General features: G+C 67.3%; 16 protein-coding genes. 12 read left to right on the forward strand and 4 right to left on the reverse strand.

Translation table 11 applies throughout. The features are described from left to right. The first annotated feature begins 5 nt into the window (after nt 1–5). From V3596_RS20295 to V3596_RS20335, 9 genes are all read left to right on the forward strand, one after another. Nucleotides 6–1,688, forward strand: a complete 1,683-nt coding sequence (locus V3596_RS20295) for an ABC transporter ATP-binding protein (RefSeq protein WP_416383998.1) — start codon at nt 6–8, stop codon at nt 1,686–1,688. Between the two features lie 66 nt (nt 1,689–1,754). Continuing rightward, nucleotides 1,755–2,645, forward strand: coding sequence for an SPFH domain-containing protein (locus V3596_RS20300; protein WP_334279653.1), 891 nt, complete (start codon nt 1,755–1,757; stop codon nt 2,643–2,645). Between the two features lie 81 nt (nt 2,646–2,726). Further along, nucleotides 2,727–2,936 carry a type II toxin-antitoxin system antitoxin gene (locus V3596_RS20305; protein WP_334279654.1) on the forward strand — a complete coding sequence of 70 codons (210 nt, stop codon included), beginning with the start codon at nt 2,727–2,729 and terminating at the stop codon, nt 2,934–2,936. 48 nt (nt 2,937–2,984) lie between these two features. Further along, nucleotides 2,985–3,599, forward strand: coding sequence for a TetR/AcrR family transcriptional regulator (locus V3596_RS20310; protein ID WP_334279655.1), 615 nt, complete (start codon nt 2,985–2,987; stop codon nt 3,597–3,599). An 87-nt stretch (nt 3,600–3,686) separates the two neighbouring features. Then, on the forward strand, nt 3,687–3,812 hold the full coding sequence (locus V3596_RS20315) for a hypothetical protein (RefSeq protein WP_334279656.1): 126 nt from the start codon (nt 3,687–3,689) through the stop codon (nt 3,810–3,812). Next, entirely contained in the window at nt 3,809–4,690 is an 882-nt protein-coding gene (locus V3596_RS20320; protein ID WP_334279657.1) for an alpha/beta hydrolase, read from the forward strand. The genes V3596_RS20315 and V3596_RS20320 overlap by 4 nt, the downstream gene beginning before the upstream one ends. Nucleotides 4,691–4,846: 156 nt before the next feature. Beyond that, complete coding sequence (locus V3596_RS20325; RefSeq protein WP_334279658.1) at nt 4,847–6,952, forward strand: tetratricopeptide repeat-containing diguanylate cyclase; 2,106 nt, start codon at nt 4,847–4,849, stop codon at nt 6,950–6,952. Further along, nucleotides 6,949–8,967 carry a GGDEF domain-containing protein gene (locus V3596_RS20330; RefSeq protein ID WP_334279659.1) on the forward strand — a complete coding sequence of 673 codons (2,019 nt, stop codon included), beginning with the start codon at nt 6,949–6,951 and terminating at the stop codon, nt 8,965–8,967. The genes V3596_RS20325 and V3596_RS20330 overlap by 4 nt, the downstream gene beginning before the upstream one ends. Continuing rightward, nucleotides 8,967–10,571 (forward strand): SulP family inorganic anion transporter, encoded by a 1,605-nt coding sequence (locus tag V3596_RS20335; protein WP_334279660.1) that lies wholly within the window; start codon nt 8,967–8,969, stop codon nt 10,569–10,571. Before V3596_RS20330 ends, V3596_RS20335 begins: the two co-directional genes overlap by 1 nt. A 277-nt stretch (nt 10,572–10,848) precedes the next feature. Here the strand turns inward: V3596_RS20335 and V3596_RS20340 are convergent, their stop codons facing one another. After that, entirely contained in the window at nt 10,849–13,830 is a 2,982-nt protein-coding gene (locus V3596_RS20340; RefSeq protein ID WP_334279661.1) for a TonB-dependent receptor, read from the reverse strand. A 242-nt stretch (nt 13,831–14,072) separates the two neighbouring features. Further along, nucleotides 14,073–15,332: a hypothetical protein gene (locus tag V3596_RS20345; protein ID WP_334279662.1), complete on the reverse strand. Its 1,260-nt coding sequence runs from the start codon at nt 15,330–15,332 to the stop codon at nt 14,073–14,075. A 77-nt stretch (nt 15,333–15,409) separates the two neighbouring features. Between V3596_RS20345 and V3596_RS20350 the strand changes: the two genes are divergently transcribed. Then, on the forward strand, nt 15,410–18,211 hold the full coding sequence (locus V3596_RS20350; protein ID WP_334279663.1) for a DEAD/DEAH box helicase: 2,802 nt from the start codon (nt 15,410–15,412) through the stop codon (nt 18,209–18,211). A gap of 45 nt (nt 18,212–18,256) precedes the next feature. On the opposite strand, the gene V3596_RS20355 is transcribed toward V3596_RS20350, so the two are convergent. After that, nucleotides 18,257–18,418 (reverse strand): hypothetical protein, encoded by a 162-nt coding sequence (locus V3596_RS20355; protein ID WP_334279664.1) that lies wholly within the window; start codon nt 18,416–18,418, stop codon nt 18,257–18,259. Between the two features lie 166 nt (nt 18,419–18,584). On the opposite strand from V3596_RS20355, the gene V3596_RS20360 reads away from it, so the two are divergent. Beyond that, nucleotides 18,585–18,935, forward strand: coding sequence for a thioredoxin family protein (locus V3596_RS20360; protein WP_334279665.1), 351 nt, complete (start codon nt 18,585–18,587; stop codon nt 18,933–18,935). Between the two features lie 62 nt (nt 18,936–18,997). After that, the gene (locus tag V3596_RS20365) at nt 18,998–20,374 is read left to right on the forward strand and encodes a leucyl aminopeptidase family protein (protein ID WP_334279666.1); all 1,377 of its coding nucleotides are present in this window, start codon (nt 18,998–19,000) and stop codon (nt 20,372–20,374) included. Between the two features lie 85 nt (nt 20,375–20,459). On the opposite strand, the gene V3596_RS20370 is transcribed toward V3596_RS20365, so the two are convergent. After that, entirely contained in the window at nt 20,460–22,103 is a 1,644-nt protein-coding gene (locus tag V3596_RS20370) for a GMC family oxidoreductase (RefSeq protein ID WP_334279667.1), read from the reverse strand. Between the last annotated feature and the right edge of the window lie 18 nt (nt 22,104–22,121).

Consider the following 22,121-nt stretch of genomic DNA (forward strand, 5'->3'; position numbering starts at 1 on the left):
GCGAGATGCTGCTATCCATACAAGACCTCAAGGTCGCGTTCCGCATGGGCCGCGTCGACGGCCAGATGCAGCGCCAGCAGGCGGTCAAGGGCGTCAGCTTCGACATCCCGGAGAACTCGACCGTCGCCCTGGTTGGCGAGTCGGGCTCGGGCAAGAGCGTGACGGCGATGTCCATCTTGAACCTCCTGCCCAGCAATGCCGAGCGCAGCGGTGCGATCCTGTTCCAGGGCCGCGATCTGCTGCAGGCAAGTCAGCGCGACTTGCAGTCGGTGCGTGGCCGCGAAATCGCCTGCGTGTTCCAGGATCCGATGAGCTCCCTGAACCCGGTGTTCGACGTGGCCACGCAGATCTGCGAGCCCTTGATGAAGCACCTGGGCATGAGCCGCCGGCAAGCGCTGGTGCGCGCCGAGGAGCTGCTGAACGAAGTCGGCATCCCCGAACCCAAGCGCCGGCTCAAGGCTTATCCGCATGAGATGTCGGGCGGCCAGCAGCAGCGCGTGATGATTGCCGTGGCACTCGCCTGTGGCCCAAAGCTGCTGATCGCCGATGAGCCCACCACGGCGCTCGACGTGACCATCCAGCGCCAGGTGATGGAGCTGCTGGCCCGGCTGAAGGAAAGCCACCACATGAGCCTGCTCTTCATCTCGCACGACCTCGGCGTTGTTGGCGAGATGTCGGACCAGGTCGTGGTGATGCGCCATGGCGAGGTGCGCGAGAAGGCGCCTGTGGCGCGCATCTTCGGCGCACCGCAAGACAGCTACACCAAGGCCTTGCTGGCCTGCCGCCCAAGCTTGACCGAGAACCCCGCGCGGCTGCTGGTGATCGACGATCACATCGCCGGTCGCAGCGCTCAGAGCACGGCCAAGCCCAAGGACCCGGATGCACCGGTGATTCTGGAGGCGCGCGGCCTGACGAAGAGCTTCTTCTTCAAGACCGGCCTGTTCGGCAAGACCGAATTCAAGGCCGTGAAGGAAGTGAGCTTCAAGCTGAGGAAGGGCCACACGCTGGGCGTGGTCGGCGAGTCGGGTTCGGGCAAGACGACGATGGGCCTGACCCTCTTGCGCCTGCATGAACCGAGCGGCGGCGAGGTGCTGTTCGAGGGCCGCGACCTGCTCAAGCTCAGCGGCAACGAGTGGCAGAAGATGCGCCGCCGCATCCAGGTGGTGTTCCAGAACCCCTATGCCTCCCTGAACCCGCGCTTCACCATCAGCCAGACCCTGGTCGAGCCGATGGAGATCCACAAGATCGGCGCCAATCACGCTGAGCGACTGGCCACGGCCAGCGCGCTCTTGAAGAAGGTGGGCTTGGACGACTCGGCGCTCGCCAAGTACCCGCACGAGTTCTCCGGCGGCCAGCGCCAGCGCATCGCCATCGCGCGCTGCCTGACCCTGCAGCCCGAGGTGTTGGTGCTGGACGAAGCGGTCTCGGCGCTCGACGTCTCGGTCCAGGCCCAGGTGCTCAATCTCCTGAAAGACCTGCAAGACGAGTTCGGCCTCAGCTACATCTTCATCAGTCACGACCTGGCTGTGGTGAAGTTCATCTCGGACGAAGTGCTGGTGATGCAGAACGGCGACGTGGTCGAGCAGAACCACACTCAGGCGCTGCTGGCCGCGCCGCAGCAGGAGTACACGCGCAAATTGTTGGGCGCCGTGCCGAGGGGCTATCAGGGGGCGCTGGCCACGAGCTGAAACCAGCGCTTGCAATTGCGGGCAGGTGAAATTAAAGTGATATCACCTTTTAGAGGAGATATCACGATGAGCAACACCACAAGCGGCCGCCGCGAGACCGCAGCTCTTACGGCCAATGGTTATTCGGCCCTGCTGGTCGCCCTGGCGCTGGCCGTTGCCGGCGGCCTGCTGATGTACCGTGGCATCGGCAACCCGATGCCCATGCTGATCGCCATCCTGTTGATCGCCGCTGCAGTGCTGACGGTGGCTGGCCTCTACATGCTGCAACCCGGCGAAGCCAGCATCCTGACGCTGTTCGGCCACTACAGCGGCACCGACCGCAAGGACGGCCTGCGCTGGGCCAACCCGCTGGCGATGAAGCGCAAGATCTCGCTGCGCGCGCGCAACCTGAATGCAGCGACGCTGAAGGTCAACGACAAGCGCGGCAACCCGGTCGAGATCGCGGCTGCGCTGGTCTGGCGTGTCGAGGACACGGCACGTGCCGTGTTCGAGGTCGACGACTTCGAGACCTATGTGCGCATCCAGGCCGAGACCGCGATCCGCCACCTCGCCTCGCAATTTGCCTATGACGAAGGCGACGACACCAACAGCGGCGAAACCACGTTGCGCGCCGGCCAGGACGAGGTGGTGCGCGAACTGGTCAAGGAGCTGCAGGACCGCTGTGCCGAAGCCGGCGTGACCGTGGTCGACGCCAAGATTACCCACCTCGCCTATGCGCCCGAGATCGCCCAGGTGATGCTGCGGCGCCAGCAGGCCGAAGCCATCATCAGCGCCCGCAAGAAGATCGTGCAGGGCGCGGTCAGCATGGTCGAGGAGGCGCTCAAAGGCCTGTCCGAGCGCGACATCGTCGTGCTGGACGACGAGCGCAAGGCCGCCATGGTGTCCAACCTGCTCGTGGTGCTGTGCTCCGACAAGGAGACGCAGCCCATCGTCAACGCCGGCACGCTCTATAACTGAGTCGGGGGTCAGGTCATGCGCAGGGTTCTTGTCTTGATACTGATCGCTGTCGCGGCCGACGTCGCCGCCTGAAAAGAAGCCATGGCCAGCCCCGACAAGAAAAGCTTCGCCCTGCGCCTGGACCCCGCCCTGTGGGCCGAGATCGAGCGCCTGGCCGCGCAAGAGCTGCGTTCGGCCAATGCCCAGATCGAGTACCTGCTGCGCGAGGCGCTGGCCCGGCGTGGCATCAAGCCCGAGCTGAACCCGGCCAAGCGCGGCCGGCCGCCTAAGGAAGACGGTGAATCCCCCTGATATGCAACGGGGCTTGCGACTTCGCACGGTCGTGCTAAAGTCTTCGCCATGGAAGCCGCCAAGACCGAACGCAGCGAACTGACCCAGAGTGCCATCGTCGATGCCGCGCTGGAGATGGCCGCGCTCGACGGGCTGGACAGCCTGAGCATCGGCGAGGTCGCCAAGAAGCTGAACCTGTCCAAAAGCGGCGTGTTCTCGCGCGTTGGCTCCCGTGAAGGCCTGCAGCGCGCAGTGATGGCGGAGTTCGAGCGCCGTTTCCAGCAGGACGTGCTCTTGCCCGCCCTGCGCGAGCCTCGCGGCCTGCCGCGGCTGGACACGATGATGAAAGCCTGGCTGGAGCGCGTCTGCCGCGCCGGCCCGCGGGGCAGCTGCCTCTATGTGGCCGGTGCCTTCGAGTTCGATGACCGCGACGGCCCGATGCGCGAGCTGCTGCTCGAAGGCGTGCAGCGCTGGCGCAGCGTCTTGCGCCGCAGCATCCTGCAGGCCAAGGACTGCGGCCACCTGAAGGCAGACACCGAAGTCGAGCAGCTGGTGTTCGAGCTCGACGCCCTGTTCACGGGCCTGCTGCGCGAGGCCCGTTTCCTGCGCAACCCCGAAGTCATGGCGCGCGGCCTGGCCGCCTATGAGCGCCTGATCTCCCACTACCGTCCCACCGGCGCCTGAGTTCCATGAAGACCCAGGGCGCGTTCCTGCTCGATGTCTTTTCGCACGGTCGTGCGCAAACACCGAGTCAAGCCTAAGGAGGCTGTCATGTTGATTCCGCTGCTGTTCCTCGTCGTCATCGCCACGCTTGCCCGCGGTGCCCTGGCCCTGCGCCGCCTCTGGCACGCATTGCCTCGCGACAACCACGACTTTGCCCTGGAGGAGCTGCGATGAGCCCCGGCGCGGCCAAGGCCAATCCGGCCAGCCTGTTCTACGCCGGCGGCGCCACGGCCGCCTTGCTGCGCCAGGGTTTGCGGCTGGCCCAGGCCATGGGCCCGCGGCTGGGTGGCGCGCTGGCGCTGCGCTTGTTCTGCAGCCCGCTGCCGCCCAAGTTCCTGGGCCGGCTCGCCCTGCCAGCTCCCTGGCTGGCCGAGGACTGGGCCTTCGAAGGCAGCCATCTGCGCGCCTGGCGCCATGCCGACGCGTCCGTTGACAGGCCGCGGGTGCTGCTCGTCCATGGCTGGGGCGGTCGGGCGGCCCAGATGAAATCGCTCGCCGACGCACTCTGGCAGCAAGGTTTCGACCCGGTGCTGCTGGACATGCCGGCCCATGGCCACAGCGGCGGCTGGAGCAGCCATCTGCCGCAATGGCGGCGAGCGCTCTTCGTCGCAGCTTCGCGGCTCGGCCCACTGCATGGCATCGTGGCGCATTCGCTGGGCGCGGTCGCCACACTCAGCGCTGCGGCGCGCGGCCTGCCTGTCAGGCGCCTGGCGCTGCTGGCCACCTCAGCGCCGCCAGCCACGGTGCTGGGCTGGTTCGGCCACGCATTCGGCCTCGGCGAGAAAAGTCGCCATGATTTGCGCAAACGTCTGGAGCACTTGAGCGATGGTCCGCTGGAACAGTTCGAACCGGCCTGGCTGGGCGCTCACCTGCAGCAGGCGGTGCTGCTGATCCATGACGAGCAGGACCGCGCAGCACCACTGGCGCATGCGCGTGCGCTGGACGAAGCCTTGCCTCAGGCGAGCTTGCTGCTCAGCAGCGGCCTCGGCCATCGCAGGGTTCTGGACCATATTTCACATCTGGCGGCTGTATGTGCACATCTTCGGGGATAGCCCGGGTCGGGGTGCGGGCGGGCTTCACTACACTCGCCCGTGTCCGCAGCAGCAATAAAGCTCCAAAAAACCAAGCAGACCCCGGTTGGATTGGCGACGTGCCTGAAGCGCAAAGCAAGCAGGCCGATAGCCCGTTCGATGAGCATGGCCCTTCCAGTGTCAGCCCCCACCGTCACGAACCGTCGGCCATCGCCGCGGAGGCCCGCCCATGCCTTGGCGGGTTTGTGCTGCGCGCTGCTGGTGCTGGGTTGCCAGCCGAGCACCGACAAGCCGGCTGAGCCGGCAGCCAGCGCGAGCGCTGCTTCGCTTGTCGGCAGCGACAAGCAGCTCGATGAAGCGGTGGACCGTATCGAGCGCAGCGCGCGCGCGCGTCCGCGCGAACACCTGAAAGAACTCGCCCTCTTGCAGGCCAAGACGGCGCCGGGCAGTGACGAGCGCCTGCACCTGCTGGGGCTGCGCGGCGAAGTGGCCGGCCTTTCCATCGATCGCGCCAGCATCGAGCAGGTCGTGAACGAGCTGGACCAGTGGCCCAACGCCAAGTCAGCCGCCGCGGCCAAGGTCGTGGCCGCCACCACCCTGGCCCGATTCCATCGCGAGCGCGGCGACCTGCGCGAAGCGGTCAAGGTCCTGCGCCAGGCGCCGGCCGAGGGCGTCGCCGCCGCCCCCATGCTCCTGCAGCTGCGCTACCAGCAGCTGCGCTCCTTCGCCGAATCTGACGCCGGCAACCTCGACGCCTCGGTGATGGCCGCAGACAAGGCCTTGAAGCTGGCCGAGCGCAGCGGCCAGATCTGGCGCAAGGTCCTCGTGCTGGCCGACATCGCCAGCCTCTACATGCGCTCGCAGCAGCCGGAGCGCGGCAAGCAGACCATCGAGGAAGCCGTGCGGCTCGCCGAGAGCGACCCTGCTCCGGATCCGATGACCCTGAACCAGGTCCAGACCGCTCGCGCCATCGTCTACAGCCTGGTCGACGACCTCGTCACGGCCCGCAAGTCCTTCGAGAAAGCGCTGGAGTATTCGACGCAGGCCGGTGCGCCCGGTGTGATCGCGCTCAACCTGGCAAACCTGGCAGACATCCACCTGCGCCAGAACCAGTTCGCCCGCGCCCTGGAGCTGGCCACGCAAGCACTGCAGCTCGCGCGTGAGGCCCACCAGCTGAGCGCCGAGTCGCTGTCGCTGCACAACAGCGGCATCGCCAAGATCGCGCTGAAGCGGGTCGAGGAAGGCAAGCAGGAAGTGCGGCAATCCATCACCATGGACGAGCAGCAGGGCGCGATCTCGATCGCTGCCGACGGCTGGGCCGAGCTGGGCACCTATCTCGAGAAGGCCGGCGACTGGGCCGGGGCCATCGATGCCCACCATCGCTACCGGGAGCTGATTGACCGCGTGCTGCGCGAGGAATCACGCAAGACCGTGCTGGAGCAGCAGGAGCGCTACGACGCCGAGCAGCGCGGCAAGGAAATCGAGCTGCTCAATCGCGGCAACAGCCTGAAGGCCGAGCAGATCCGCGCCCGCGACCTGCAACTCAAGCTGTGGGCCGCGCTGGGCGGCTGCATCGTGCTCTCCGCCGCCCTGCTGGGCCTGGCCTACCAGCGCATCCGCAAGACCAACCAGGCGCTGGCCACCAGCAACGAGAGCCTGAAGATCCAGAGCGAACGCGACCCGCTGACCGGCCTGGCCAATCGCCGCCACTTCCAGGCCGCCATCAAGCGCCTGGCTTCCAAGGGCGGTTTGTCGGGCACCGTGTTCCTGATCGACATCGACCATTTCAAGCGCATCAACGACCAGCATGGCCACGCCGCCGGCGACTCGGTGCTGATCGAGGTGGCCCGCCGCCTGCGCGCCGCTCTGCGCGAAGACGATCTGGTGGTGCGTTGGGGTGGCGAGGAATTCCTGATCGTCGTCGAGACGCGCGACCCGGCCACGGCCCAGCACCTCGCCCAGCGCCTGCTGGACCTGATCGCACAACCGGCGGTCCAGCACGGCAGCCTGCGCGTGCCGGTCACCGCCTCCATCGGCTTCGGCAGCTTCCCGCTGGCGCCCAATGAGTTGCTGGTCGACTGGGAGCGCGCCATCGACCTGGTCGACACGGTCATGTACATGGCCAAGGCCCATGGCCGCAACCGCGCCTATGGCATCGAGCGGATGGACGTGACAGACGAGGCCGCGCTGCAGACGATCTCCACCCGCATGGAAGCGGCCTGGCATGAGGGCCAGGTCGGGCTGAGCGTGCTGCAAGGTCCGCCCGGGGAGAGCCGGCTATGAGGCGCACCTGCGCGCGCGCGCTGCTGCCGCTGGTGGCAGCCCTGCTGCTGAGCCCGTCCGCGGCACAGCAGCCGACCACGGCCCAAGAGCTGGACAGCCAGCTGATGGCACTGATCCGCGAAGGGCTGGACCGCCCCGACAAGGCACTCGGCCGCCTGGAGGAGCTGCGCAAGGACGGCACCCTGCCCGCCGCGCTCGACTATGCCGAAACGCGGGTGCTGCTGGATGCCGGCCGGCTCGAGGCCGCCGACCAGAGCGCCAAGCGCCTGGCTGGCTTGCCGGCCCAGGCAGGACGCCTGCAAGTGCTGCGCGCGCTGATCGATGACCGCCGTGGCAATGCCGAGGCCTCGCTCGCCAGCGCCACCAAGGCCGTGGAGTTGCTGGGCCCGGGCTGCCCGGTGAATGAGGAGCGCGCCGCCATTGAGCGCGGCGCCTGCGACTACCGGCCGCTGTGGTCGGCCCTGCGCCTGCTCGAAGCCGCCAAGCGAGGCGGCGGTGCCTTGACGCAGGCCGTGGAACTGTCCAAACGCGCGCTCAATCTGGCGCAGGCGGGCCCGGACCTGAGCATGGTGGTCTTGAGCGCCGGCTCGCTGGCCCTGCTGTACCAGTCGCTCGATCAGCCCGAGCCCATGCAGCAGGCGCTGGACCGAATGACGGCAGCGGCCGAGGGCGATGCCCAGCGCATGTTCCAGGCCATGACCTACCAGGCGGTGCTGGCCGGGCGGGGCGGCAACAAGCAGGCGCAATTGCAGTTCCAGCTGCGCGGCCTCGAATTTGCCCAGCAGGCCGGTGCGGTCCGTCAGGTCGCACATGCCCAGGCCAATCTGAGCGACTACTACATGCACCGCGGTGAGCCGGCACGGGCGCTGGCCATGGCCCGCACGGCATTGCCGGTGGTGCTGAGCTTCAAGGACCGCAGCATGGAGCGGCTCCTGCGCCACAACATGTCGGTCGCCCTGATCCGCCTGCATCAGCTGGAGGCCGCCAAGCGCGAGATGGCGCAGGTAGAAGTCCTGCGCCAGACCCAGCCCGATCTGGCCGGCCGAGCGCGCGAGTTGCGCGAGCTGGGCGAGGCGATGGCCGAATCGGGTCAGCCCCGCGAAGCAATTGCCGTCTTCCACGAGGAACGTGCGCTGACCAGCAAGGCCAACGAGCGTGCCCGCGAAGCCGCCCTTGAAGCGCTGCGCCTGAAGTACGACAGCGCCCGCGGCGAGCGCGATCTGGAGTTGCTGCAACGCGACCGCAGCCTGAAGGACCAGGAACTCGCCAACAGCCGACTGGCCCAGCAGGTGGGCATCGCCGTCGGCGTGCTGCTGGCCTTGCTGGTGGTGCTGGGCGGCGTGATGGTGCGCCGCGTCCAGGTGGCCAACAAGAACCTCAAGGCCAACGAAGCGCTGCTGCGCGCCCAGAGCGAACGCGATCCACTGACCGAGCTGGCCAACCGTCGCCACTTCCTGGCCGTGATGGAGCAGCAGGCGGCCAACCAGTTCGACGGCGCCCTGCTGATGGTCGACATCGACCACTTCAAGCACGTGAACGACCGCCATGGCCACGCGGCCGGCGACATCGTCATCTGCGAGGTGGCCCGTCGCATCTCGCATGCCGTGCGCCAGCAGGACCTGGTCGTGCGCTGGGGCGGTGAAGAGTTCCTTGTGTTTGCGCCCGGTGTGGCACAGTCGCAATTGCACGGCCTGGCCGAGCGCATCCTGTTCAGCGTCGGCGCCGAACCGGTGACGACCGAAGACGGGCCGCTGTCCATCACCGTCTCGATCGGTTTCGCCCATTTCCCCTTGCCGCCGATGCGCCTGGCACTGCACTGGGAGCAGGCGGTCAACTGGGCCGACATGGCGCTCTATACCGCCAAGTCGCAAGGCCGCAACCGCGCCATGGGCATCGCGACCGTGGACGCCAAGGACAGCGACACGCTGCAGCAGATCGAGGCCGACTTTGACGCCGCCTGCTCCTCGCAGCGGGTCAGCCTGCAGCAGATCCTCGGCCCGCAGCGCGAGGGCTGATGTTCAGCCCGGCCAACTCCTGGCGCGACTATTCGCGCCGGCTCCTGCGTGAGGATTTCAGCGCCGCCCTGGTGGTCAGCGTGCTGCTGATTCCGCAAAGCCTGGCCTATGCGCTGCTGGCCGGCCTGCCGCCGCAAGTGGGGCTCTACGCCAGCCTCTTGCCGCTGCTGGCCTATGCCTTCTTTGGATCAAGCCCGGTGCTGGGCATCGGCCCGGTGGCCGTGCTGGCGCTGATGATTTCGCAGGCGCTCGGCGCCTTGCCGGCTGGCGTGAGTCCTGCCGAAGGTGCCCTGGTGCTGGCGGTGGAAGTGGGGCTCCTGATGCTGCTGGCAGCAGCACTGAGGCTGGATGCCCTGGCCTCGCTGCTGAGCGTGCCCGTGCTTCATGGCTTCGAGACCGGAGCGACGCTGTCGATCGCACTGTCGCAACTGCCGCCACTGCTGGGCAGCCCGGGAACCGCGCAGCTCCTGCAGTTCGAACCAACGACCACCCTGTTCGGCGTCGCTGCGCTGACCCTGCTGGTGCTCGCGCGCCGTTCCTTGAGCGGCCAGGCGGCTCGGTTTGCGCCATTGGTCATCCTCCTGCTGGCGCTGGGCCTGGCCTGGGGCTTCGAGGTGCAGGGCCGGGGCGTGGCCGTGGTGGGCATCCTGCCGCCGCTGCATCTGGGCCTGGCCTTGCCGCGGCTGGACGGCGAGATCTGGAGCGCCTTGCTGCCGCATGCCTTGTTGCTGGCGCTGATGGCCTATGTCTCCAGCCTGGTGGTGGCTGAATCGCTGGCGCGCCGTCGTGGCGAGCGCGTGGACGCGCGGCGCGAATTGCTGGGCCTGGGCGCGGCCAACCTGGTGGCCGGCTGCAGCGGTGCGATGCCAGTGGCCAGCAGCTTCTCGCGCAGCGTCCTGATGCACGACGCCGGCAGCCGCTCCCGCATGACCGGCGTCTTCGTGGCCGTCCTGATGGGTCTGGCCGCCTGGCTCCTGGCCGAGCCGCTGGCCTGGCTGCCCAAAGGCGTGCTCGCCGCCACCATCCTGGTCGCCGTGCTTTCCGGCCTGCGGCTTCAGCCCTACCGCGAGGCCTGGCGTTTCTCGCGGCCCGAAGCCTTGCTGATGCTGCTGGTGACACTGACCGTGCTCGCCTGGAGCCTGGCGGCAGCGCTGGCACTCGGCGTGGCCGGCTCGATTGCCTTGCTGCTGCAACGCACGGCCCGCCCGCATGTGGCCTTGATCGGCCGCGTCCCCGGCACCGAGCACTATCGCAATGTCGACCGGCACCAGGTCGAATGCCGGGCCGATGTGCTGGGTCTGCGCATCGACGAGAGCCTGGTCTTCACCAACGCGCGCAGCCTGACGGACGTGGTGCAGTTGCATGTCGACCATCATCCCGGCACGCGCCGCGTGGTGCTCCTGATGTCGCCGGTCAACAGCATCGACTTCTCCGGCCTCGAAGCGCTGCGGGAACTGCAGACGGCCTTGCAACGCCAGCGGGTGCAGCTCGATCTGTCCGAGGTCAAGGGCCCGGTGCTGGACCGCCTGCGCGCTGGCGGCTGGCAGCAATGGTTCAAGGGCCAGGTCTTTCTCAGCCATCACCAGGGCATGAGCGGCGACTGAGAGCCTCCGGGCCAGGCGGCCGACAACGGCACGTTGCTGCCATTCGCTTCGCGCTAGCAGAGGTCGGGCGGTAGGCACAGGCTGGCACCGCCACCGGGCTCATGGCCTGCGAGCAAACACCCCCGTGCAACGCTCTCCCGACGTGGCTTAGCGAGTGGCTGCTACATGCCGAGAGCAGCCCACCCAGATCGGCGATGAACAACAAAAAAGCCGCCCCGAGGGGCGGCTTTCAGCATGTCAAGGCAGCACCCGGAGGTGCCGCTCTTCAGGCTTCTACTTAGAACTCGTAGCGAGCAGTCAGGCGCACATAACGCGGTGCCTGGAAGCGGCTCGGGCTCAGGTAGTTCTGGTTCAGACGGTACGGAGCGGTAATGCCAGTGGCCTGGTCATAGTCGCGCGTTTCGTTCAGTTCCAGAGCGGTCTGCGAGTTGAACACGTTGAACACGTCAGCCTGCAGCGTCAGCTTGTCGGAAGCCCACTTCGGGGTGTACGACAGTTGCAGGTCGATCTGCGTGGACCACGGCGTACGGCCGGCGCTACCGCGCGGGATCAGGGCGACTTCCGTCGCGCTCTTGCGGCAGTAGTACGACGACGGGCTGGACTTCCAGGTTTCGTCATAGTCCGGCACCGTGTTCGGCACGAAACCGATACAGCTGTACGGACGGCCCGACGAAATCGAGGCGTTCAGGCCGGCGCGGAACTCGTCGGTCAGCGCGTAGTTGCCGTAGATCTTGACGACGTGGCGGCGGTCATTCGGCAGGTAGCCATAGGCACCGTCGGTGAACGAGCCGAAGTCAAAGTCTTGCGTCAGGCCAGCGTCTTCCTGGTTCAGCGTCGACTGCACATAGCCTTCGGCCGTGCCCTTGCTCTTCGACCACACGTAGGACATGTTCACGCCCCACTTGCCGTCAAAGGGCTTTTCCAGGCTCAGTTCGAGAGCGGAGTACTTACGCTCGTACTTGGCGAGGTTGAAGTACTTGGCCGGGATGTTGACAACGGTGTAGGTGCCGTTGTTTTCCAGGTCCATGGCGACGCTCACGTCCTTGCCAGGATTGACCATCAGGCAGGGTGCCAGCGTATGCGAGTCGAAGTTCGTCTTGCCGTTGTCGGCGGCCCAGTTGACCATCGGATAGTGGCCGCAGAAGTCGTCCATGCCGTCCTGGATGACGCGGTACGTACCCTTCACGCCAGCGGTCCAGCCCTTGGCCACGACCTTCTGGATACCGAGGATCCATTCGTCCTGGCTCATCGGGTTCAGGTTGGTCGCGGCAATGGTGCGCGGATCCGGTTGACGGCCGTCGGAGTTGACGACGGTGGAGCCGATCTGGGTCAGGCCCGTCGGAGCGCCCGTCTTGGCATCGCGGCCGGTGTAGCGGTACATCGCTTCCGTGCTCGACTCGCCGCGCGTTGCGCGGATGTTGGTGTTCGAGGCAACAGGAATGAAGTAGCGGCCAGCGTTACCGTACAGCTTGATCGACGAGTCACCTGCCATGTTCCAGGCGAAGCCCAGACGCGGAGCGATCAGGTTGGTGGCCTTGATGAAGCTGACGCCGGCGCTGTTGTGGTTGTCGAAGGACTCGGAACGCAGGCCACCGTACAGCAGCAGGTTGCGGCTGGCTTGCCAGCTGTCTTCCACGTAGGCCGTGTTGTTGGTCAGGTCGTACTCGCCGCTGGTCTGGTCCGACGTACGCAGGCGAACGTAAGGCGTGTTGCCTGGCAGTGCCACGCCATAAACCGTGCCGCCGGCAGCCGGCGTCACGAAATAGCGCCAGTACTGGCCGCCCGAGTAGCTCGAGCCACCGGCTTGCGACGACGTGAACTTCACGTTGTCGAGACCGGCGCGGATCGTGTGCGAGCCCAGGTTGTATTCGATGTCGAAACGCGACGAGACGCGCAGGTCGCGGTCAGGCTTGGCGTTCGGGTCACGACCCGGCGTGCCGGGGAAGGGCTCGACCCAGCAGCCCAGGGCCACCAGAGCGCCGACTTCGTAGACGGTCGGGCACTCGGCGCCGCCGGTACGGGCACCGCTGTACACACCCAGGTAGTCGCTGACGCGACCGTACAGGGCCGACACCGTCAGGTTGTCGGTCATGTAGCCGGTGTAGCGCAGGATGCCGACGTCGCCGCCGCCCTTGAGCTGGCTCTTGGCACCCACACCGTCATGCGACGGGCTGTAGTTGACCGAGTTCTTGTAGTCCGTGTAGTCGACGGAGCTCTTGGTGTCGATCGCGGTCAGCTCGAAGCGGTGGTCGTCGCTCGGCGTGAAGTCGACCTTGACCATGCCGCGCGGGCGGGTGTTCTCGGTAACGGTGCTCTGCGTCGTGCCGTAGGTGTCATTCTTGATCGAACGACCTTCGACCAGGCCGAAGATGAACAGCTTGTCCTTGATGATCGGACCGCCGGCATACACGTTCAGGTTCGTCGAGGAACGGGTGTTCTGCGACTGGAACAGGTAGTAGGCATTCGGACGATCAGCTTCCTTGTCGCGCACGTCGGTGCCGCTGGAGCGCAGGGCCGAAGGCTCCATGTACAGGGAGCCGCCAACCTTCCATTCGTTGGTACCGCGCTTGGAGACCTGGTTGATCACGCCACCCAGCGAACGGCCGAACTCGGCGCCGTAGCCGCCGGACTTGACCTGCAGCTGAGCAATCGCGTCGAACGGCAGTTGCGCGTAGGACGTGAAGTTGCGGATGTTGGTGACGTCCAGGCCGTTGATGAAGTAGCCGTTTTCAGCCACCGACGCGCCATTGAACGAGGGCAGCGTGCCGTCGCCGATGCCGGCGTCGCCAGCGACCACGCCCGGAGCCAGCAGGGCCACCGAGTTGACCGCGCGTGCCACCGGCAGCGCTTCGACCTGCTTGGCCGAGAAGACCGTGTTGGTTTCGACGCTGGAGACGTCGATGGTGGTGCGGCGGGCCGAGCCGACGATGTCCACGCGTTCCAGCGCTTCAGCGTCGAGCTTGACTTCGGTACCGGTACCGATGTTCACCGTGACTTCACGGGTCTTGCCGCCGGAGACGATCTGGTAACGGCCAGGAGGCAGCTTGCCGAAGTTGAACGCGCCGGACTTTTCCACCGTCGTTTGACGACGCAGGCCGGTTTCCATGTTGACGATGGAGACCGTGGCACCCGCCGTGGCGCTACCGAAAATTGCGCCTTCAGCGCTCTGGGCATATGCCACGCTGGCCATGCACAGGCTGGCTGCCGCCGCCAAGATCGACTGGCGCATCACCACCGTCGACCGCTTTGCTTGTTTCATAGAGGATCTCTCCAGGAAGAAAAAAGGTGTGCCCCTGTGACTAGGTTCATGTCCCATAAGTCACAGACACGCGAGCGGCGATTTTTTGCGAAGTGCGGCCCGACCCCCCTAAGGGTGAATCCCAATAACAACGACTGGTCGTGACGCTGCCACAACACCCCCCGTGTTCCGCGGCTTGCCAAGGGTCAAGCTGGGCTATAGACGTGTCGCCGAGGTGTCATACCCCCCCGCAGGGCCCCTTTCTATGGGGCGCCCAGGGGCAGGGCACGCAGTCGGCGCTCGATTTCTTCCATCATCTGGCGGTAGGCCGGGGCGCCGGGGCCGCCATAGCGGCTGCGAAAGTCGCGTTCATGAAGAAATTCAGGCAGGTCATCTACATGGGGGAATAGTTGTTCCTCCACAACGCCTTGGGCCAGAGTCTGCAGCCATTCGCGGGGTCTTTGCCGGGCCCATTGGCCAAAACGGCTGCCGGCGCGGTCGGCGGCGATGTCGTTGAAGCTGAAACCGCTGCCGTCCCGGGCATCGGCCAGCTCCTTCTGCACACCGATGGCGTCGGCCAGCGGGCCGCCCGCCTCGGAGGCCAGCGCCGCCGAGATCAGGAAATGCTGTCCGAAGTCCTGGCGCCGGGCAAAGCCCAACCAGGCCGGGCGCGCCGCCGGCCAGTCGTCAGCCTTCGGAAACAGCGTGGCGGGGCCTCGGCCCGAGGCATGCAGGGCCAATGCCACCAGCAGGGCGCGCGCTTCGAGGGAGGCGCTCGCGTCGTCGCTGCTGCGGCTCAGGGCGAGCTCGGCCAACGGCTTGAACACCTCGACAGTGGGCAGTTGCTCCAGGCCGGCCGCCGCCGCGAGGCGCCGCTGCAGCACCTCCCAATAGACCCGGGCACGCTGCTGCTCGGCCACGGGCAACAGGCTGCCCACCGCTCGGCGAGCGCTGTCCGCCTGCCAGACATAGACCAGCAGCGCCCGCTGGTGCTGAAACTCGATGCGCTGGACCAGGTCACCGGCGAGCTCGAAACCTGCGGTGGCGCTGTAGCGGTCCAGCAGGCGCTGACCCATCCAGCGCAACACAGGCCGAGGCAGCGGCAGCCGCCCCAGCTGGCCGCCGGCAATGTCGGGCAGGCCCGGCCCCTCGACCAGGCGCAGCTCCAGGTTCAGCCAGAGGGGCAGCAACGGGACACGCCGACTGGCCCGCACCGTCATCGTTCCCTGGCTCACCTTCAGCTGGCTGGCTGCCACGCCACCATGGCGCGCCAGGTAGTTGAGGATCAGGTCCAGCTCACGTTCGCTGGCGTAAACCACCCGCGGACGGCCCACCGGGCCCGAACGCGGGTCGGCGCGTCGCAACAGGGCGCGGGCGGCGTCCAGGTCGGCGGCCGATGTGGGCGGGCGAGCGTTCAGCACCGGCGAGGTCTGCACGGCCAGCACCAGGGATAGCAGCAGAGCCAGCAGCAGCAGGATCAGAAGGCGGCGGCTCCAACGCCCCAGGAATCGAACAGCAGCCACTTCAAGCCCTTGTGCAAGATCAGCCCCAATCGGCCAGCGGCGATTGTGCGGTAGCGGGGGCTGGACAATGGCAGGCCATGACCGCCCCGAGCCCTGATGCCGCCAACCCGATCTGGCCACCCGACGCCGAGCGGATGCGCCAGCTTTTCGCACCCGAGCGCCTGCGCCGCGGCGCACTGCTGGGTGAGCGCCTGATCGAGCTGAAGCTGGACGAAGACGGCGCCATGGCGCGGCTCTCCGGTGCGGGCGGACAGGTCTTCGAGCTGACGCTGCAGGGCGTGACCGGTCGTGATGGCCGGCCACACTACAGCGCCCTGTGCACATGCAAGCAGAGGCATTTCTGCGAGCACGCCGCCGCCGTGATCCTGAGCCTGCCCCGCCATGCTGCGGTCGATGCCGGCAGCGATGCCTTGGTGCAATGGGCCGGCGCGCTGCGCAGTCAGGCCAGCCGCAGCACCTTGAGAGAACTGCCCAGGCTGGCCGATGCCGATGCCGGCCGCCTGCTGGACCTGCTGATGGACGACGGCTTGGGCGCCGAGGTGCAAGCCGTCTTCCGCCCCCGGCTGACCCTACGCACCCTGGGCCGGGGCGACGGGCTGCTGGGTATGGCGCGCGACGGCGCCATCGGGCCCCGGGGCGACAGCGTCAGCCTCGCCTGGGTGGACTGGACCTACCGCGGCGCCGCCGGCTTTGCCTGGCAGACGCCCGCACCCCGCAGCCTGCTCAACAGCCGGGCACCCGCGCGACAGCAGGTCGCCGGCCGCTGGCTGCAGCGCGACCTGGCCGCCGAGGCCGATGCGCGGGACCAGCTCTGGGACCTCGGGCTGATGCCGGTCGACGCCACTCGGCTGCAATGGCGCGACCCCGACGCCGCCGCCTGCCCGGCCGCCCCCTGGACCTTGGCGCAGGAGGCCCAGTTCGGCGAGTTTTGCGTCAGTCAGTTGCCCAAGCTGCGTGAGCTGGGCTGGCAGGTCGACGTGCAGCCCGGATTTGCCCACCTGCCGGCGCGGGCCGAAGTCTGCAGCGCCCGGCTGGAACGTCTGGCCGGTTCCGGCAGGCGTGGCTCCTGGTTGCTCAGCCTGGGTCTGGAGATTGATGGCGAGAACCTGGACCTGGCGCCGCTGATCGCCGACCTCTTGCGCCGCGATGGCCGCTGGCTGCGTGCCGAGGTGATTGCCAGCATCGATGACGATGCCGAAGTGATCCTGCATGCGCCGGGCGGCCGCCGGATCGCGGTGCGTGCGGCGCCGCTGAAAGCCGTCATTGGCGCGATGGTGGAGCTGCTGGTCGAGATCCAGGACGCCGGCCCCATTGCCCTGAGTGACTGGGAGGCCGGAAGGCTGGAGGCCTTGGACGACCGCAGTGGCTGGCAGTTCCATGGCGACGCCGATCTGCGCCTGCTGGCCCGGCGCCTTCGCCTGGCCGGCGAGCCGCGGTTGGTTGAACCACCTGCCGGCCTTGGCCTGGACCTGCGCCCCTACCAGCGCACCGGCCTGGCCTGGCTGCAATACCTGCGCGAACAGAACCTGGCCGGCATCCTGGCCGACGACATGGGCCTGGGCAAGACCGCCCAGACATTGGCACATCTGTTGATCGAGAAGCAGGCCGGCCGCCTGGACCGCCCGGCGCTAGCCGTGCTGCCGACGTCCTTGCTGTTCAACTGGCGGGCGGAGGCGGCAAGGGTCGCGCCAGACCTGCGGCTCTTGACGCTGCACGGCCCGGCGCGCCAGGCCAATTTCGCCCGTCTGGCGGAGTTCGACCTGGTGCTGACGAGCTATCCCTTGCTGTGGCGCGACATCGACATCCTCTCGGGCCAGCCCTGGCATCTGCTGGTGCTGGATGAAGCCCAGCAGGTCAAGAACGCCGGCAGCCTGGCGGCCAAGGCGCTCCGCCGGCTCAAGGCCCGGCACCGGCTGAGCCTGACCGGGACGCCGATCGAGAACCATCTGGGTGAGCTCTGGGCACAGTTTGACTTCCTGATGCCGGGTTTTCTTGGAGATTCACGCACATTTGCCCGACGTTGGCGCAAGCCCATCGAGGAAAACGGCGAAACGCTGCGTGCCGAACTGCTCTCCCAGCGGGTGCGCCCTTTCATCCTGCGTCGGCTGAAAGACCAGGTGGCGGCCGAGCTCCCACCGCTCACCGAGGTGCTGCGCCGCGTGCCTTTGCAGGGTCGGCAGCGGGAACTCTATGAAAGCGTGCGGGTGGCCGCGGACAAGCAGGTGAAGCGTGTGCTGGAGCGCCAGGGGTTCGATGGCGCCCGCATCGCCGTGCTGGACGCACTCTTGAAGCTGCGCCAGGTTTGCTGCGACCCCCGCCTCCTGCCTGGCGAAGCAGGCAAGGACAACCAGGGCCGGGCCAAGCTGGACTGGCTGGCCGAAACCCTGCCGGGCCTTGTGGAAGAGGGCCGCCGGGTGCTGGTGTTCTCGCAGTTCACCGGCATGCTGGACCTGCTCACGGAAGAGCTGACCCAGCTCGGGCTGGCCCATTTGCAGCTGACCGGCGCCACGCCGGCGGGCGCGCGTGGCGAGTTGGTCCGGCGTTTCCAAGCCGGCGAATCACCGCTGTTCTTGATCAGCCTCAAGGCCGGCGGCGTCGGCCTCAATATGACTGCGGCGGACACGGTGATCCATGTCGACCCCTGGTGGAACCCGGCCGTCGAGGAACAAGCGTCCGCACGGGCGCACCGGATCGGCCAGGACCGGCCGGTCTTTGTCTACAAACTGGTGGTGGAGGGCAGCATCGAGGAGCGGATGCTGGAACTGCAGGCGCGCAAGAGGGCGCTGTCAGAGGCCGTGCTGGGCAGTGACGAGGCCGCGGCGGCCAAGTTCTCGGCAGCGGATCTGGACCTGCTGCTGGCCCCGTTGGGTGGGGCCTGAAATGGCTCAGCGCACCGTGGTGGTGCGCTGATGGAGGCGGGGGACTTAGCGCTTGCGGTCGCAGCGTTGGGCCAGGGCCAGGCTGCGGCGGTCGCAACCGAAATGGCCGGATTCGAAGGCTTCGTGCTTGCGGCCCTTGTCGCTCTGCCACTCGGGCATCGGGATGCGGCGCGGTTGCTGTTCGGTCGTGCGTTGCTGAGACTTCATCATGGCTGTATGCCCCGTTGACTCAACCCGGGTCCCTCTGAGCGGGGTCCCTTGCCGGGCTGTTGAGGGGGACAACGCAGGCAATTTGAGGCCGGTTGACAGTCCAGCAACATTTGCTGACCAAGCGGCCTGACTCGCTCGGGCTGCGGCTACATTTGGCCCCACGATGAGCCCCGCAACTACCGCTGCCACCCCGCTGGTGGCCTGCCTGTGCGCCAGCTGGTGTCGCGTCTGCGACAGCTACCACGACGTCTTTGCCCAGCTGCGCGAGCGCCATCCGGGGGTCCGCTTCGTCTGGGTGGACATCGAGGACGACGAGGAACTGGTCGGCGACCTGGAGGTCGAGACCTTCCCGACCCTGCTGGTGGGCCAGGGCGCCCTCCTGCATTTCATCGGCCCGATCACGCCGCAGCTGGCAACGGCCGAACGCCTGCTGGCCAGCATGGCAGGCGCCGGCCCGGCCAAGGCGTCGCCAGCCGCCATGTCCTTGCTGGCTCGACTCCAGCACAGCTGCTGATCGGGCGCACCTTGGCGGGCGACAATGGCGCTCTCCTTCACCAGCCTTCGGTACCCGCTGCCATGACGGTTCAACTCACAAAGTCCGCCCCCTCCGCTGCCATCGCCATTACCGTGGTCGATCGCGCCGCCTTCAAGGAACTGGCTCCGAAACTGCCGGCCGCCACCCGCAACTGGCTGGCCGCGGTCGGATTTGATGGCAAGCCCGACAGCCACGCCCTCATCCCCGATGCCGAAGGCAAGCTGGGCCAGGTGTTCGCCGGCGTCGAGCGCGCAGCCAGCCCCTGGGCGCTGGCTGCACTGCCGCAAACGCTGCCGCAAGGCGCCTATCAACTGAGCGACGCCGGCCTGCAAGTGCCGGCCGAGCAGGCCGCGCTCTCGTGGGAGCTGGGCGCCTATCAGTTCGACGTCTACAAGCCGCGCCGCCGCCCAGCAGCGACGCTGCAACTGCTCTCCTCGCCCGAAGCCCAGCGGGGCCTCGCGATGGCGCATGTGATTGCCGCCACCCGCGACCTGGTCAACACGCCGGCCGAGCACATGGGCCCGGATGAGCTGGCGCAGGCCGCCAAGCATGTGGCCAAGCAGCATGGCGCGAAGTTCTCGGCCATCGTCGGTGAGGATCTGCTGAAGAAGAACTTCCCGGCCATCCACGCCGTGGGCCGCGCAAGCACCCGTGCGCCGCGCCTGATCGAATTGAACTGGGGCAGCAGCAAGCATCCGAAGCTCACCATCGTCGGCAAGGGCGTCTGCTTCGACACCGGCGGCCTGGACATGAAGAGTGCCGACGGCATGCGCCAGATGAAGAAGGACATGGGCGGCGCCGCCAACGCGCTGGGCCTGGCCTCGCTGGTGATGGCGCTCAAGCTGCCGGTGAACCTCCAGCTGCTGATCCCCGCGGTCGAGAACTCGGTGGCCGGCAACGCCTACCGCCCCGGCGACGTGATCAAGACCCGCCAGGGTCTGCAGATCGAGATCGGCAACACCGACGCCGAAGGCCGCGTGATCCTGTGCGACGCCCTGGCCTACGCCAGCGAGTCCAAGCCCGAGCTGATCATCGACCTGGCTACCCTGACCGGCGCCGCCCGCATCGCGCTGGGCGCGCAATTGCCGGCTCTGTTTGCCAAGCACATGGATACCGCCCGCGACCTGGTGGACCTGGGCCTGAAGCTGGACGACCCGCTGTGGCACATGCCGCTGTGGGCGCCCTACAAGGAAGGCATTGCCAGCAGCATCGGCGACATCGTCAACACCGGGCGCAATGCGCTGGGTGGCGCGATCAATGCCGCGCTGTTCCTCGAGTACTTCGTGCCCGAGTACCAGGACTGGCTGCATGTGGACCTGTTCGCCTGGAACGACGTGGCCCGCGCCGGCCGCCCGGTCGGCGGCGAAGCGCAGACGATACGGACGCTGCTCGCCTACCTCGAAGAGCGCTTCAAGTAATGTGAGCACCCGGTGGCGGTGTACCGCCACCACCCGCCGAGCGGGTGCCCGGCAGGCTTGGGGCGGCCCGGCGCCTGCCGGCGACCTAACTTCGCAAGATCAGCTCCGCCGCGCGCTCGGCAATCATCAGCGTCGGCGAGTTGGTGTTGCCGCTGGTGATGGTCGGCATCACGCTGGCATCGACCACGCGCAGGCCGGCCACGCCGCGCACACGCAGCTCGCTGTCCACCACGGCCGATTCATCTTCCGCCCGACCCATCTTGCAGGTGCCGACCGGATGGAAGATCGTGGTGGCGATGTCGCCAGCCAGGCGCGCCAGCTCCTCGTCCGTCTGGAACTGCGAGCCCGGCTTGAACTCCTCAGGCTTGTAGCGGGCCAGCGCAGGCTGCGACACGATGCGGCGCGTCAGGCGCAGGCTCTCCGCCGCAATGCGGCGGTCCTCCTCGGTGCTCAGGTAGTTCGGCGCAATCGCTGGCGCCACGCTCGCGTCGGCAGACGTGATGTTGACCGTGCCGCGGCTCGTCGGGTTCAGATTGCAGACGCTGGCGGTGAAGGCACTGAAGGCATGCAGCGGCTCGCCGAAGGCATCGAGCGAAAGCGGCTGCACGTGGTATTCGAGATCAGGCCAGGCCTTGTCTGCGCTGCTCCTGGCAAACGCGCCGAGCTGCGAAGGTGCCATGCTCATCGGCCCGCTGCGCTTGAGCGCGTATTCGAGGCCGATCATCGCCTTGCCCCACCAGTTGCCGGCCAGCTTGTTCAGCGTCTTCGCGCCCTGGACCTTGAAGACCGCGCGGATCTGCAGATGGTCTTGCAGATTGGCACCGACGCCGCTCATCTCCGCTTGCACCTCGACGCCGTGCTTCTGCAGCAGCGCGCCGGGCCCAATGCCGGAGACCTGCAGGAGCTGCGGTGAACCGATGGCACCCGCCGCGAGCAAGACCTCGCCGCCCTGCTTCAGCATGACCTGCTCGACGCCATGCGGCGTGTGCACTTCGGCACCGGTGCAGCGCAACTGGCCATCGACGCGATCAAACAGCAGTCGCTGCACGCGCGCACCGGTCCAGAGTTCGAAGTTGGGCCGGCCGTAGCAGGCCGGACGCAGAAAGGCCTTGGCCGTGTTCCAGCGCAGGCCTTTGCGCTGGTTGACCTCGAAGTAGCCGACGCCTTCGTTGTTGCCGGCGTTGAAGTCTTCGGTGGCCAGGATGCCGGCCTCGGTCGCAGCCTGGGCAAAGGCATCGAGGATGTCCCAGCGCAGACGCTGGCGTTCGACCCGCCATTCGCCGCCATGGCCATGCGCCGACTGGAAGGCAGTGCTGGCGCCTGGCCCATCCAGACGCCAGTGGTCCTCATGCTTCTTGAAGAAGGGCAGCACCGAATCCCAGCGCCAGCGCGCATCACCGACGGCAGCGGCCCAGTCGTCGTAGTCGCGCGACTGGCCGCGCATGTAGATCATGCCGTTGATGCTGGAGCAGCCGCCCAGCACCTTGCCGCGCGGGTAGCGCAGCGAGCGGCCGTTCAGACCCGCATCGGGCTCGGTCTTGTAGAGCCAGTCGGTGCGCGGATTGCCGATGCAGTAGAGATAGCCGACCGGGATGTGAATCCAGTGATAGTCGTCGCGCCCCCCGGCCTCCAGCAGCAGGACCCGCCGGCGCGGGTCTGCCGACAGCCGGTTGGCCAAAAGGCTGCCGGCCGTGCCGGCGCCGATGATGATGTGGTCGTAGAGATTCATGATGCCGCCATGCTGGCC

Source organism: Roseateles microcysteis, assembly GCF_036880965.1.
GTDB lineage: Bacteria > Pseudomonadota > Gammaproteobacteria > Burkholderiales > Burkholderiaceae_C > JAUASW01.

Coding starts and splice junctions, on each gene's coding strand:
- V3596_RS20295 (WP_416383998.1), top strand. CDS start 6: ATGCTGCTATCCATACAAGACCTCAAGGTCGCGTTCCGCATGGGCCGC.
- V3596_RS20300 (WP_334279653.1), top strand. CDS start 1,755: ATGAGCAACACCACAAGCGGCCGCCGCGAGACCGCAGCTCTTACGGCC.
- V3596_RS20305 (WP_334279654.1), top strand. CDS start 2,727: ATGGCCAGCCCCGACAAGAAAAGCTTCGCCCTGCGCCTGGACCCCGCC.
- V3596_RS20310 (WP_334279655.1), top strand. CDS start 2,985: ATGGAAGCCGCCAAGACCGAACGCAGCGAACTGACCCAGAGTGCCATC.
- V3596_RS20315 (WP_334279656.1), top strand. CDS start 3,687: ATGTTGATTCCGCTGCTGTTCCTCGTCGTCATCGCCACGCTTGCCCGC.
- V3596_RS20320 (WP_334279657.1), top strand. CDS start 3,809: ATGAGCCCCGGCGCGGCCAAGGCCAATCCGGCCAGCCTGTTCTACGCC.
- V3596_RS20330 (WP_334279659.1), top strand. CDS start 6,949: ATGAGGCGCACCTGCGCGCGCGCGCTGCTGCCGCTGGTGGCAGCCCTG.
- V3596_RS20335 (WP_334279660.1), top strand. CDS start 8,967: ATGTTCAGCCCGGCCAACTCCTGGCGCGACTATTCGCGCCGGCTCCTG.
- V3596_RS20340 (WP_334279661.1), bottom strand. CDS start 13,830: ATGAAACAAGCAAAGCGGTCGACGGTGGTGATGCGCCAGTCGATCTTG.
- V3596_RS20350 (WP_334279663.1), top strand. CDS start 15,410: ATGACCGCCCCGAGCCCTGATGCCGCCAACCCGATCTGGCCACCCGAC.
- V3596_RS20355 (WP_334279664.1), bottom strand. CDS start 18,418: ATGAAGTCTCAGCAACGCACGACCGAACAGCAACCGCGCCGCATCCCG.
- V3596_RS20360 (WP_334279665.1), top strand. CDS start 18,585: ATGAGCCCCGCAACTACCGCTGCCACCCCGCTGGTGGCCTGCCTGTGC.
- V3596_RS20365 (WP_334279666.1), top strand. CDS start 18,998: ATGACGGTTCAACTCACAAAGTCCGCCCCCTCCGCTGCCATCGCCATT.
- V3596_RS20370 (WP_334279667.1), bottom strand. CDS start 22,103: ATGAATCTCTACGACCACATCATCATCGGCGCCGGCACGGCCGGCAGC.